The sequence below is a fragment of the Nocardia sp. CY41 genome (assembly GCF_009829325.1).
Taxonomy (GTDB): Bacteria; Actinomycetota; Actinomycetes; order Mycobacteriales; family Mycobacteriaceae; genus Nocardia.
In genome coordinates, this window is the sequence record NZ_VUOS01000008.1 from 54,243 (window position 1) to 65,415 (window position 11,173).

Genomic DNA, 11,173 nt, shown 5'->3' on the forward strand with positions numbered 1-11,173 from the left:
TCGGCGGCCGGCCGGTCGTTGTACGAAGTGGTCTGCCGCAATAGGTGATTCGCGCGCCCCAGCGCCGGTACGCTGTTCAGAGCATGCGCAGAATCGCGTACATCGAGGTTGCTTGCGCGTACAGTTCGCCGTCTTCGGCGCCGATCAAGCGGGCCTCCGCGCTGGCCGTGGTGGAGCCGACGTGGATCGCGGTACCCGTGCAGCGCAGCTTGCGCGTATCGCCGCGCACGGCACGGTGGATGTCGATACCGATCTTGACCGAAGTGGAACGAGTCCCGCTCGCCAATCGCGTCAGCACTGCCGCGCTGAGGGCCGATTCGAGCAGTGTCGCCATGAAGCCGCCATACATCCCGCCCGCCGGGCCGAGCAACTGATCGCCCGGCTCGCCCTCGAACACCACGGTCCCGTGACCGACCTGGGCCAGCCGGAAACCGAGTGCGCTCAGGATCGGCGCGCTCGGGAAGCGTCCGTCGAGCGTTCCTTGCAGGATTTCCCGTCCGGTCATGCCGAGCAGGTCGTGAGTGGTCTCGGCCGGTGGCTGCCCGGTGTCGGTGCGGGGGCGAAGGGGTCTGAGCGCGGTCATGTGTCGACGCTACGAGGAAGCCGAAGCCCGCAGAAGTGTCGGATCCGACACTTTTGCGACCATTTCCGACGAGATCTTTACAGTCTGCGCACCTTCAAGTCGGGCATCGCGTCGTAATCGCCGTCCTGTGTGACGATCGGGATGTCATGGGCCAGTGCAGTCGCGGCGATCCAGCAATCGTTGATCGGCACTTTGCGTCCGGCGGCCCGAAGGCGGGCAACCAGCAGCGCCCAGTGCTCCGCGACAGCCTCATCCACTTCGAGTGGCTGAAATCGTTGTGCCAGCTGATAGGTCGCCAGCCGGCGTGCCGACACTTCAGGGCTCGAAGCTCGCAGTACGCCAAGGCGCAGTTCACCCAGGGTGACCGCAGAGACGCCCCATTCGTACCCGTCGAACTGTGCCGGATCGAAACGTTTCGCCTCGAGACCGATGAATATCGACGTATCGGCTAGCGCGCGTTGACTGTTCACCACGGCAGGTCGTCCGTCGTGTCGGTCAGGGTCTCGCGCAATTCATCTCGGAGACCCGTGGTGTCCGGGCCTAGGCGAACCAGTTCGCGAAGAACTTCCGAGGCGGGCACCCACTGACGCCGCCGAGATATCGGAATGATCTTGGCGACCGGCCGGTTGTCCTTGAGAATTTCGATCTCTTCGCCGGCCTCGACGCGACGTAATACCTCGGCGGTGTGATTCCGCAGTTCACGAGCGGGTAGCGCAGTCATGCTACAAGCGTAGAACATCTACTACAGTCGTAGCAATCGTTCCCGTCAGGTGCTCATGCCGGATTGCGCTTCGTTCGCGTGAGCGCCGGTCCCTGTGGTGTCAGGGCGTGTGCGCCGCGCACGCCGGGCTCGTAGCAGGGCGTCGGCGGTGAATATCGCCAACGCCGCCCAGATGAGGGCGAATCCGGCCCAACGCGAGGCGGGCATCGGCTCGTGCGCGACCGCGACGCCCCAGGCCATCTGGAGCGCGGGGGTGAGGTATTGCAGCAGGCCCATGGTGGACAACGCGACGCGCTGGGCCGCGACGGCGAACAGTAGGAGCGGAACCAGGGTGACCGGTCCGGTCGCCACCATCAGGGCGGTATGCGCTGCGCCGGAGGCGAATTCGCTGTGTCCGGCGAGCGCGAGAGCGATCGCGAACGCCAGCGCGAAGGGTGCGGCGACGACGCCCTCGGCGGCGATGCCGCGCAGCGCGTCCAGCGGGATCACCTTCTTCACCAGGCCGTAGGTGGCGAAGGAGCAGGCCAGGGCGAGGGCGATGATCGGTGGTCTGCCGTAGTCGACCGTGAGCACGGCCACCGCGGCCGCGCCGAGTCCGAGGGCGGCCCATTGGGCGCCGGTCAGCCGTTCGCGAAAGAGCACCACACCGAACGCCACGGTGACCAGCGGGTTGATGAAATATCCGAGCGCGCATTCCACGACGTGGCCCGAGGTGACCCCGTAGACGTACACGCCCCAGTTGAGCGCGATCGCGGCGGAGGCGACGGCCGCCAGACGCCAGACGCGGGCGCCGATGCCGCGCAACTCGCGGATCCGCCCGCTCACGGCGAGCACCGCGAACACGACGACCAGTGTCCAGATGATCCGCTGCGCGACCACTTCACCCGGACTGGCGAAGGCCAGCAATCCGAAGAACGCGGGGAACAGTCCCCACAAGAAGTACGCGCTCGCTCCGAACGCTACACCGGGGATGGACCTGCTTCGCCGCACGATCACGAACGTAGTTGTCCCGTAGCCTTGCGGTCATGTCGATTACCGTGCAGGCGTCCGGCGCCACCGGACTGACCGCGGCCGAAGTCGAGCAACGCCGCCGCGACGGTCTGACCAACGACGTCCCGGATCGGGCGAGCCGCTCGGTCCGCGACATCGTGCGCGCGAACGTCTTCACCCGGATCAACGCCATCCTCGGTGTCCTCTTCGTGCTGGTGCTGGCCACCGGATCGATCATCGACGGCATGTTCGGCCTGCTGATCGTCGCCAACAGCGCGGTCGGCATCATCCAGGAGATCCGCGCCAAACGCACCCTGGACCAGCTGGCCATCGTCAGCCAGGCCAAGCCGACCGTCCGCCGGGACGGCACGGCCGTCGAGGTGGCGCCGCACGAGGTGGTGCTCGACGACCTGATCGAACTCGGTCCGGGCGACCAGATCGTGGTGGACGGCACGGTCGAGGAGTCCGCGCAGCTCGAGGTGGACGAGTCGTTGCTCACCGGTGAGGCCGATCCGATCGACAAGGCCGCAGGCGCCACGGTGATGTCGGGTAGCTACGTGGTGTCCGGGTCGGGTGCGTACCGGGCGACGAAGGTGGGCCGCGACGCCTACGCCGCGCGGCTGGCCGAGGAGGCGAGCAAGTTCACTCTTGTGCACTCCGAGCTGCGCAGCGGCATCGACAAGATCTTGAAGTTCATCACCTACCTGCTGATCCCCGCCGGCTTGCTGAGCATCTACAACCAGTTGGTCTCCAGCGGGGAGTCGTGGCGGCCCGCCGTCACCGGCATGGTCGCCGCGCTGGTGCCGATGGTGCCCGAGGGACTGGTGCTGATGACGTCGATCGCGTTCGCGGTCGGCGTGGTGCGGCTGGGCAGGCGTCAGTGCCTGGTGCAGGAGCTGCCCGCGATCGAGGGGCTGGCCCGGGTGGACGTGGTGTGCGCGGACAAGACCGGCACGCTGACCGAGAACGGCATGCGCTTGTCGGACCTGAAGACACTGGCCACCTTCGACGACACCGAAGTGCGCACCGCGCTGGCCGCGCTGGCCGCCGACGATCCGCGACCGAACGCGAGCGTGCAAGCGATCGCCGAGGCCCTGCCGGACGGCCCCGGCTGGCAGCGCACCGCCGTCGCGCCGTTCTCCTCGGCCAAGAAGTGGAGCGGCTGCTCCTACGGCGAGCACGGCGACTGGCTGCTCGGCGCGCCGGACGTGCTGCTCGACCCGGGCTCCGCGGACGCGCGGGTCGCCGAGGAGCTCGGCGCCTCCGGTCTGCGCGTGCTGTTGCTGGCGCGTGGTGACCGTCCGGTGGACGCGGCGGACGCTCCCGGCGTGGTCCGGCCCGCCGCGTTGGTGGTGCTGGAGCAGAAGGTGCGGCCCGACGCTCGCGACACACTCGACTACTTCGCGAGCCAACATGTGGCGATCAAGGTGATCTCCGGCGACAACGCCGTCTCGGTCGGTGCGGTGGCGTCCTCGCTGGATCTGCCGGGCGGCGAGCACCCGATCGACGCGCGGAAGCTGCCGGGGGACCGCGACGGACTGGCCGACGTGCTGGACGGCAACACCACCTTCGGCCGGGTCCGCCCGGACCAGAAGCGCGCCATGGTGGCGGCGCTGCAGTCGCGCGGGCACACCGTGGCGATGACCGGCGACGGAGTCAACGACGTGCTCGCGTTGAAGGACTCGGATATCGGCGTGGCGATGGGCTCGGGTAGCCCCGCGACCAGGGCGGTGGCGCAGATCGTTCTGCTGGACAACAAGTTCGCCACGCTGCCGTATGTGGTCGGCGAGGGGCGCCGGGTGATCGGCAACATCGAGCGCGTCTCGAATCTGTTCCTCACCAAGACCGTGTATTCCGTCCTGCTCGCCTTCTTGGTCGGCGTCGCCGGAGTCGGTTCCCAGATCTTCGGCTACGAGCCCATCGGGTATCCGTTCCTGCCGCGCCACGTCACGATCGCGGCCTGGTTCACCATCGGCATCCCGGCGTTCATCCTCTCGCTCGCGCCCAACAACGAGCGGGCCCGCACGGGCTTCGTCGGGCGCGTGATGCGGTTGGCCATCCCGTCGGGCGTGGTGATCGGCGCGGCTACCTTCGTCGCGTATCTGATCGCCTACGCGGGGCCGGATGCCACCGAGGAGCAGAAGATCCAGGCGGGCACCACCGCGCTCATCACGCTGATCATGATCGCGGTGTGGGTGCTGGCCATCGTCGCGCGGCCGTACGTCTGGTGGAAAGTCGTGCTGATCGCGGTGTCGGTGGCGGCGTACGTCTTCTTGTTCAGCGTGCCGTTCACCCGGGAGTTCTTCAAACTCGATCCCTCCGACCTCGCGCTCACCGGCGCGGCGGTGGCCTGCGGCGTGGTGGGCATCGTGCTGGTCGAGGCCGCGTGGTGGGTGAGTGCGGGGCTGCTCGGCGACGAGCGGCAACTGCTGCCGAGCTCGCCCGGCGGGGCCGCCTGACAGACTGGACGCCTGACTCGCCGCGCCACGAGAAGCCTTGTGCGAAGCGGGCATTCAGAGTTGGAGTACCTTCTGGAGATTATGGAGGTACTGCTGCACCAGATCGACGCGTTCACCGACGCACCGTTCTCGGGCAACCCGGCCGCGGTGATGCCGCTCCCGTCGTGGCTGCCGGATGCGTTGCTGCAACAGCTGGCCGAGGAGAACAACCTCGCCGAAACCGCGTTCTACACCTCGCGGTTACCTCCCGAGGCGGGCGTGCCGCCGGGCGAATGGCCCGCCTTCCACCTGCGGTGGTTCACGCCGAAGGTGGAGGTGGCGCTGTGCGGGCACGCCACCCTGGCCAGCGCCGCGCAGATCCTGGTCGACATGCATCCCGGCGAGGACCGGGTGAGCTTCTACACGCGCAGCGGCTGGCTGCACGTCGACCGCACCGACGACGACGAGTTCGTGCTCGACCTGCCGGTCGTGCCGAGCATTCCGGTGCGGCCCGATCCGGCGCTCGTCGCGGCGCTGGGCGTGCGTCCGGTGCGCGCGTATTCCGGCACCGACGAGGTGATCGTCGTGGCGACCGAACAAGAGGTGCGCGATGCCGCGCCGGTGCTGTCGGCGTTCCCCGCGCTGCCGCGCGCCGCGATCGTCACCGCGCCCGGCGACTCGGTCGATTTCGTCTCCCGGTTCTTCGGCCCTGGCGTGGGTGTCCCGGAGGACCCGGTGACCGGATCCGCACACGCGCAGCTGGTTCCGCTGTGGAGCGAGCGGCTCGGGCGCACCGAACTGCGGGCCCGGCAGCTCTCGCGCCGGGGCGGCAGCCTGCGCTGCGAACTGGCGGGCGAGCGGGTGCTGCTGTTCGGACGGTGCCGCCGCTACCTCGACGGCGTCGTCACCTTGCCGGACTGAGCGCCCGCGCTCACGGCTGCGGGACCGGTCCGTCGTCGGGGCCGGGTGCGACGACGGACCGGTACTCGGGCAGCAGCGGGGCCACCGCGAAGCTGCCCGCCACCGCGTCGGCGGGCAGCGCCTGGACCGCGCGGATGCCATTGCGCCCGGCCAGTTCCCGCAACCGCGCCGGGGAGCCGCGGACGACGAGCCCGACGACACAGCCGCAACCGCCCCGCAGCCGGGCGGCGGAGAACGCGACCACCCCAGCGGCGCGATCATCGGCGGGGCGGGGGAGCAGCCAGGCCGCGTCGCGCGCCGAATCCACCGCCGCGGCAACGCCTTCCGGGACGGGCACGGCGACCAGCGGCGTCTGCACGCGGTCGATCGGCACCCGGTAGAGCACCTGGGCGACGCGCAGGCCCTCGCTGTGCGCGGGGATCCGGCCGGGAACGAGGGGTTCGGTGAACGACACCAGCGCCCAGCGCGGTTCGTCACCGCCCGCGTTCAGCGAAGCGCGCGATCGGGCGAGGTAGTCCGCGACCTGCTCACCCTGATCGGGCCCCAGCCGGTCGGTGGACACCGCGGGGCGATACGGCGGCTGCAGCGCGCCGAGCGCATAGATCAGCACGATCAGCGCGAGCGCCGCCGCACCCAGGACGATCGCGCGCCACGGCGGCACCCGGCGGTCAGGCATCGCGCAGGACGTCCAGCGCGTGTCTCAGGTCATCGGGGTACTCGCTGGTGATCTCCAGATAGCGGCCGTCGGCGGGATGCTGGAAGCCCAGCGACCGGGCGTGCAGCCATTGGCGTTGCAGCCCGAGCCGCTCGGCCAGGCGCGGGTCGGCGCCGTAGGTGAGATCACCGCAGCACGGGTGGCGGATCGCGGAGAAATGCACCCGGATCTGGTGGGTGCGGCCGGTCTCCAGGTGGATGTCGAGCAGGCTGGCCGCGTGGAACGCCTCGACGGTGTCGTAGTGGGTGACGCTGGGCCGTCCGTCGGCGGTGACGGCGAACTTCCAGTCGTTGCCGCGGGCCCGGCCGATCGGGGCGTCGATGGTGCCGCTGCTCGGATCCGGGTGTCCCTGCACCAGGGCGTGATACCGCTTGTCGACGGTGCGCTGCTTGAACGCGCGCTTGAGCACCGTATACGCGTGCTCGGACTGCGCGACCACCATCACTCCGGAGGTGCCGACGTCCAGGCGGTGCACGATGCCCTGCCGTTCGTGGGCCCCCGAGGTGGAGATGCGGTATCCGGCCGCGGCGAGGCCGCCCACGACGGTAGGTCCGGTCCAGCCGACACCGGTGTGCGCGGCCACGCCGACCGGCTTGTCCACCGCGACGATGTCGTCGTCGGCGTAGAGGATCTTCATGCCCTCCACCGGTTCGGCCTCGATGGTCAGTTCGCGCTTGGGCTCCGGGAAGATCACCTCGAGCCACGCCCCGGCGGTCAGCCGGTCGGACTTGCCCGCCGCGATGCCGTCGAGCTGCACCGAACCCTCCTCGGCGAGTGCGGCCACCGCGGTGCGGGACAGGCCGAGCAGCCGGGCCAGGCCCGCGTCGACGCGCATGCCGTCGAGCCCGTCGGGGACGGGCATGGTCCTGGTCTCCCTCATGCCGCGCTGCCCTCGCTCGCGCCGCCGGTCTTGCCGTGGCCCACCCGGGTGCCGTTCGGTTCGAAGCCGAACACGGTGAGCACCACGAGCAGGACCGCGCCGCACACGATGGCGGAGTCCGCCACGTTGAACACCGGCCACCAGCCGACCGCCACGAAGTCCACCACGTGTCCCTGCAGCGGGCCGGGCGCGCGGAACAGCCGGTCCACCAGGTTGCCCAGCGCCCCGCCGAGCACCATGCCCAGTCCGATCGCCCACCACAGAGAGCGCAGGGTGCGGCCGATGCGCACCACGCCGATGACGACGGCGGCGGCGACCAGGGTCAGCAACCAGGTCATGCCGGTGGCCATGGAGAACGCCGCGCCCGGGTTGCGCACCAGGCTCAGGCGCGCGAAGTCGCCGACGATGGATACCGGCTCGCCCGGTGTCAGTTTCGCCACCGCGATGGTCTTGGTGAGCAGATCCAGTCCGAACACCACCGCGGCGAGGACGAGCAGCGCCCGCAGGCGCTGGGGGGGAGCCGACGTGGTCGTCGGATCGGCGGTGTTCGCTGGGTTTTCCTCGGGCGGCCGGTCGTCACTCACACCGACCATCATCTCTCGAGCGGAATCGGGCCCGGTGCGCGCGTCCGATTGCCGCGCCCGGCGCACGTGCTTCGCGGGCACGCCGAGGGGCACGGCCGGACATCCCAGCTGACACTCAGGAAGCGGTCGTACCCTGATGCTCGTGACGGTGTTGTCTTCCCCCCGCCTTCATCGGAGCGCCGGCTTCGCACGGAGCGCGCGCTCGGGTGTGCTGCTCATGGTGCTCGCGCTCGGGCTCTCGGCTTTCGGCGTCGGTTGCGGTGACGGCGCCGAGTCGACCGGCGAGGCCGACGGAACCGAGCCGCTCGGCATCGGCAAGGAAGTGACCGTGCCGATCGCGGCCGCGGTGGCCACGGTCGAATCGGCCGGCGCGGAGCCCCGCTCGCTGCTGCGGCCGGAGTATCCGGCGGGCACGGTGCAGCGGGTCACGCTCTACACCGCCCACCGCATCGAGCAGCAGATCGACGAACAACCCGAGCGCGACTTCTCCACCCCTGCGCTGACCATCCCGATGACCGCGCAGACCACCGCCGAGGGCATCGACCTGACCCTGGGCACGGTCACCTCGCCGGATCCGACGATGGCCAAAGCGCTCACCAAGATCGGCGGCTCGCACGCCGGTTTCGACCTCAGCGATCTGGGCGCGATCACCGCGCTGCGGCTGGAGCCGGCGCCGGACGCGTCCAACACCGCCCGCGCCGCGCTGGAGCAGGCGTTCTACCAGGCCGTCTACCGGTCGATCGCGTTCCCCGACGAGCCCGTCGGCGAGGGGGCGGTGTGGACGGTGCGCCAAGAGGTGAGCAGCGGCGTCCTGCTCGACCAGGTGACCACCGCGACGCTGAGCAAACGCGACGGCGACCGGCTCACCATCGAGCTGCACGTGACCCAGAAGCCCAAGTCACCGGTGTGGCACCTGCCCAACAACGCGGGGACCCTGGACATCCGGGACTATGTCATGCAGGGCGCGGGCACCATCACGGTGGATCTCGGTCTTCCGCTGCCGGTGGCCGGGTCCATCACCGTCGGCGGTCACCAGGCCTACCGCGATCCGAACAGCGACAGCACGCTGCAGCAGACGATCGATACGCAGGTGTCGTGGGCCGAGTGAGCCGGGCCTATGGTCTGCCGATCGCGGTGGCGTCCGTCGCTGTCGCCGTGGGGTGCGGGTCCTCCGGGTCTGCCGAGGAAGCGCCGGAGCTGCCGCCGCTGGGGCCCGCGGTGACCGCTGCCCCGGTGATGTCCGCACCCGAAACCGACTCCGGGGTGTTGGCCGCACGGCTGCTCGGTGACGCGGACCTGCCGCCCGGCTTCACCGCCCTGCCGCCGCGCTCCGATCTCGGGACCACCCCGGCCGGCGCGTCGGCCACGAATCCGGCGGAATGCGCGAAAATCCTCAGTCCGCTCGGCGCGCAATACCCCGGCGCACTCGCCCAGGCCTCCACGCAATACGCCGGGCCGAATTTCTCCAGCATCGATATCGATGCGGCGAGTTATCCGCAGGAGGCGCTGGCGGGCGCGTTCTCGGCTGTGCAGGAGACGCTGCGCCGGTGCACGCGCTATTCCGGGGACGACGCCACCGAGATCGCGGTGGACTACCGGATCGGCGGACTCGCCCAGCCCGCCGCGGGCGCGGCCGCCACGGCCTTCCAGGTCCGCGCCACCAGCGAGGGGCTCACCCTGGGCTCGTCGGTCGCGCTCGTCCAGGTGGGAAGCACGTTGCTGCAGGTGGCGGTGACCGCGCCGGAGGCGGTGGACCCCGGTGTGCTCGGCGCGCTCACCGCGGCCCAGGTGCGCCGCCTGCAGGGTGTCGTGGGTCCCTGATTTCCGAAGATCCGGCCAATCGCGCCGGTCGCCGGAATAGGCTCGGCATGGTCCGACACAACGCCTCGACCGGAGGTTTTCCATGTCTGATGTCAAACCCGTTCCCGACGGATACCCGGTGGTTTCGCCGGGGCTGGCCATCGACGGCGCGGCGGCGGCGATCGATTTCTACAAGAACATCTTCGGCGCCACCGAGCGCATGCGGATGCCCGGTCCGGACGGCAGGATCGCGCATTGCGAGCTGATGTTCGGCGATTCCGTCGTGATGCTCGGCGATCCGGCGCCCGATATGGACTTCCTCGATCCCAAGACGGTCGGCGGCACCCCCGTCAACCTGTACGTGTACGTCGAGGACGCCGACGCCGCCTTCGCCGCCGCACTGGCCGCGGGCGCCAAGGAACTCACACCGATGACCGACCAGTTCTACGGTGATCGCAGCGGCGCCTTCGAGGATCCGTGGGGGCACCGGTGGACCGTGGCCACCCACGTGGAGGACGTGCCACCCGACGAGATGGACCGCCGGATGGCCGACTTGTTCGGCGGTTCCTGAGCCGGACGGCTCACCCGGCGACCACCGAACCACCGGCGACCCGGATGCTCTTCGGCGCGAGCGGTCGGGTGGCCGGGCCGCCGACCACCGTGCCGTCCAGCGCGAACTTGCTGCCGTGGCAGGCGCAGTTGATGGTGCCGCCCGACACCGTCGAGACCTTGCAACCGGCGTGCGTGCACACCGAGGAGAGCCCGACGAAGGTGCCCGCGGTGGGCTGGGTCACCACGGTGTCGCCCACGATCACGCCGCCGCCGACGGGGATGTCGGCGGTCTCGGCGAGCGCGTTCGCGGGTCGATCCGCCTCGATCGGCCGGTCTCCCGGAGCGGTCGATGCGGTTTCCGGCGCGGAATCGCCCTTGCCGTAGGCGGTGCAGGCGGTGACCGCCGCCGCGGCGGCGATGCCCGCACCGGCGATGACCACCCTGCGCCGGGTGCGGAGCTGTTCGTCGAATGTCATGTCGCGTTCCGTTCCGAAGACGAGGTCGTGGTGCGGCTGTGCGGCGCGGCCGGCGTTGCGCCGGTGCCGCTTTCCGCCTCGTCAACGGAGCAGGCCCGTCCCGCGGTTCAATTCGGTGTGCTCGAACGTCGCTGTCCGGCGTGTCGTGGCGCGGTGGGGAGGGTACGGACGGGCCGAGGAGAGCGAGCGGCGGACCCGGACCCCCTCATCTGTCGTGGCCGGGTCCGCCGCTCCTGTGTGGTTACCCGCGGGCGATCGATTCGAACACCTTCGGGTCGACGAGGGTGGAGGTGTCGCCGAGTTCGCGTCCTTCGGCGACGTCGCGTAGGAGGCGGCGCATGATTTTGCCGCTGCGGGTTTTGGGGAGTTCGGGGACGATGTGGATTTCGCGGGGTTTGGCGATGGGGCTGATTTCGCGGGCGACTTCGGCTTTGAGGTCGTCGATGAGCGCGGTGCCCGTGTCTTGTGCTCCGGCGGTGAGGATGACGAAGGCGACGATGCCTTGGCCGGTGG

14 protein-coding genes are annotated in these 11,173 nt (G+C 69.9%); 5 read left to right on the forward strand and 9 right to left on the reverse strand.

The genetic code is table 11. The features are described from left to right. Positions 1-76 precede the first annotated feature (76 nt). The 4 genes from GVY64_RS10955 to rarD form a co-directional block, all read right to left on the reverse strand. Positions 77-583, reverse strand: coding sequence for a PaaI family thioesterase (locus tag GVY64_RS10955; RefSeq protein ID WP_159840407.1), 507 nt, complete (start codon positions 581-583; stop codon positions 77-79). 77 nt (positions 584-660) lie between these two features. Further along, positions 661-1,053 (reverse strand): type II toxin-antitoxin system VapC family toxin, encoded by a 393-nt coding sequence (locus GVY64_RS10960; RefSeq protein ID WP_159840425.1) that lies wholly within the window; start codon positions 1,051-1,053, stop codon positions 661-663. Next, positions 1,050-1,304 carry a type II toxin-antitoxin system Phd/YefM family antitoxin gene (locus tag GVY64_RS10965; protein ID WP_159840408.1) on the reverse strand — a complete coding sequence of 85 codons (255 nt, stop codon included), beginning with the start codon at positions 1,302-1,304 and terminating at the stop codon, positions 1,050-1,052. The genes GVY64_RS10960 and GVY64_RS10965 overlap by 4 nt, the downstream gene beginning before the upstream one ends. A 45-nt stretch (positions 1,305-1,349) precedes the next feature. Continuing rightward, positions 1,350-2,297 carry an EamA family transporter RarD gene (gene rarD / locus GVY64_RS10970; protein WP_442939563.1) on the reverse strand — a complete coding sequence of 316 codons (948 nt, stop codon included), beginning with the start codon at positions 2,295-2,297 and terminating at the stop codon, positions 1,350-1,352. Positions 2,298-2,329: 32 nt separating this feature from the next. Here rarD and GVY64_RS10975 point away from each other — a divergent pair, with 32 nt between their 5' ends. Continuing rightward, complete coding sequence (locus tag GVY64_RS10975; protein ID WP_159840410.1) at positions 2,330-4,753, forward strand: cation-translocating P-type ATPase; 2,424 nt, start codon at positions 2,330-2,332, stop codon at positions 4,751-4,753. An 81-nt stretch (positions 4,754-4,834) separates the two neighbouring features. Further along, entirely contained in the window at positions 4,835-5,653 is an 819-nt protein-coding gene (locus GVY64_RS10980) for a PhzF family phenazine biosynthesis protein (protein WP_159840411.1), read from the forward strand. Between the two features lie 10 nt (positions 5,654-5,663). On the opposite strand, the gene GVY64_RS10985 is transcribed toward GVY64_RS10980, so the two are convergent. The 3 genes from GVY64_RS10985 to lspA are packed head-to-tail and all read right to left on the reverse strand — an operon-like array spanning position 5,664 to position 7,844. Beyond that, complete coding sequence (locus tag GVY64_RS10985) at positions 5,664-6,329, reverse strand: hypothetical protein (RefSeq protein WP_159840412.1); 666 nt, start codon at positions 6,327-6,329, stop codon at positions 5,664-5,666. Beyond that, a complete protein-coding gene (locus GVY64_RS10990; RefSeq protein ID WP_159840413.1) occupies positions 6,322-7,248 on the reverse strand; it encodes an RluA family pseudouridine synthase in 927 nt (308 codons plus the stop codon). Before GVY64_RS10990 ends, GVY64_RS10985 begins: the two co-directional genes overlap by 8 nt. After that, on the reverse strand, positions 7,245-7,844 hold the full coding sequence (lspA, locus tag GVY64_RS10995) for a signal peptidase II (protein ID WP_159840414.1): 600 nt from the start codon (positions 7,842-7,844) through the stop codon (positions 7,245-7,247). Before lspA ends, GVY64_RS10990 begins: the two co-directional genes overlap by 4 nt. A 124-nt stretch (positions 7,845-7,968) precedes the next feature. Between lspA and GVY64_RS11000 the strand changes: the two genes are divergently transcribed. The 3 genes from GVY64_RS11000 to GVY64_RS11010 all read left to right on the forward strand — a co-directional run bounded on the left by GVY64_RS11000 (position 7,969) and on the right by GVY64_RS11010 (position 10,203). After that, positions 7,969-8,940, forward strand: a complete 972-nt coding sequence (locus GVY64_RS11000) for a hypothetical protein (protein WP_159840415.1) — start codon at positions 7,969-7,971, stop codon at positions 8,938-8,940. Beyond that, positions 8,928-9,653 carry a hypothetical protein gene (locus GVY64_RS11005; protein WP_236566741.1) on the forward strand — a complete coding sequence of 242 codons (726 nt, stop codon included), beginning with the start codon at positions 8,928-8,930 and terminating at the stop codon, positions 9,651-9,653. The genes GVY64_RS11000 and GVY64_RS11005 overlap by 13 nt, the downstream gene beginning before the upstream one ends. 82 nt (positions 9,654-9,735) lie before the next feature. Then, the gene (locus tag GVY64_RS11010; RefSeq protein ID WP_159840416.1) at positions 9,736-10,203 is read left to right on the forward strand and encodes a VOC family protein; all 468 of its coding nucleotides are present in this window, start codon (positions 9,736-9,738) and stop codon (positions 10,201-10,203) included. 10 nt (positions 10,204-10,213) lie between these two features. Here the strand turns inward: GVY64_RS11010 and GVY64_RS11015 are convergent, their stop codons facing one another. Together GVY64_RS11015 and GVY64_RS11020 are read right to left on the reverse strand one after the other, a co-directional pair. Continuing rightward, a complete protein-coding gene (locus GVY64_RS11015) occupies positions 10,214-10,660 on the reverse strand; it encodes a Rieske (2Fe-2S) protein (protein ID WP_159840417.1) in 447 nt (148 codons plus the stop codon). A 241-nt stretch (positions 10,661-10,901) separates the two neighbouring features. Continuing rightward, positions 10,902-11,173: AMP-binding enzyme (locus GVY64_RS11020; RefSeq protein WP_442939560.1), on the reverse strand; the 272-nt coding region annotated here is incomplete at its 5' end.

What these genes read in the sequence shown, in the direction of transcription:
- GVY64_RS11015 (WP_159840417.1), bottom strand. Translation starts at nt 10,660, where the DNA reads ATGACATTCGACGAACAGCTCCGCACCCGGCGCAGGGTGGTCATCGCC.
- GVY64_RS10980 (WP_159840411.1), top strand. Translation starts at nt 4,835, where the DNA reads ATGGAGGTACTGCTGCACCAGATCGACGCGTTCACCGACGCACCGTTC.
- GVY64_RS10990 (WP_159840413.1), bottom strand. Translation starts at nt 7,248, where the DNA reads ATGAGGGAGACCAGGACCATGCCCGTCCCCGACGGGCTCGACGGCATG.
- GVY64_RS11000 (WP_159840415.1), top strand. Translation starts at nt 7,969, where the DNA reads ATGCTCGTGACGGTGTTGTCTTCCCCCCGCCTTCATCGGAGCGCCGGC.
- GVY64_RS10975 (WP_159840410.1), top strand. Translation starts at nt 2,330, where the DNA reads ATGTCGATTACCGTGCAGGCGTCCGGCGCCACCGGACTGACCGCGGCC.
- GVY64_RS10955 (WP_159840407.1), bottom strand. Translation starts at nt 583, where the DNA reads ATGACCGCGCTCAGACCCCTTCGCCCCCGCACCGACACCGGGCAGCCA.
- GVY64_RS11010 (WP_159840416.1), top strand. Translation starts at nt 9,736, where the DNA reads ATGTCTGATGTCAAACCCGTTCCCGACGGATACCCGGTGGTTTCGCCG.
- lspA (WP_159840414.1), bottom strand. Translation starts at nt 7,844, where the DNA reads ATGATGGTCGGTGTGAGTGACGACCGGCCGCCCGAGGAAAACCCAGCG.
- GVY64_RS10965 (WP_159840408.1), bottom strand. Translation starts at nt 1,304, where the DNA reads ATGACTGCGCTACCCGCTCGTGAACTGCGGAATCACACCGCCGAGGTA.
- GVY64_RS10985 (WP_159840412.1), bottom strand. Translation starts at nt 6,329, where the DNA reads ATGCCTGACCGCCGGGTGCCGCCGTGGCGCGCGATCGTCCTGGGTGCG.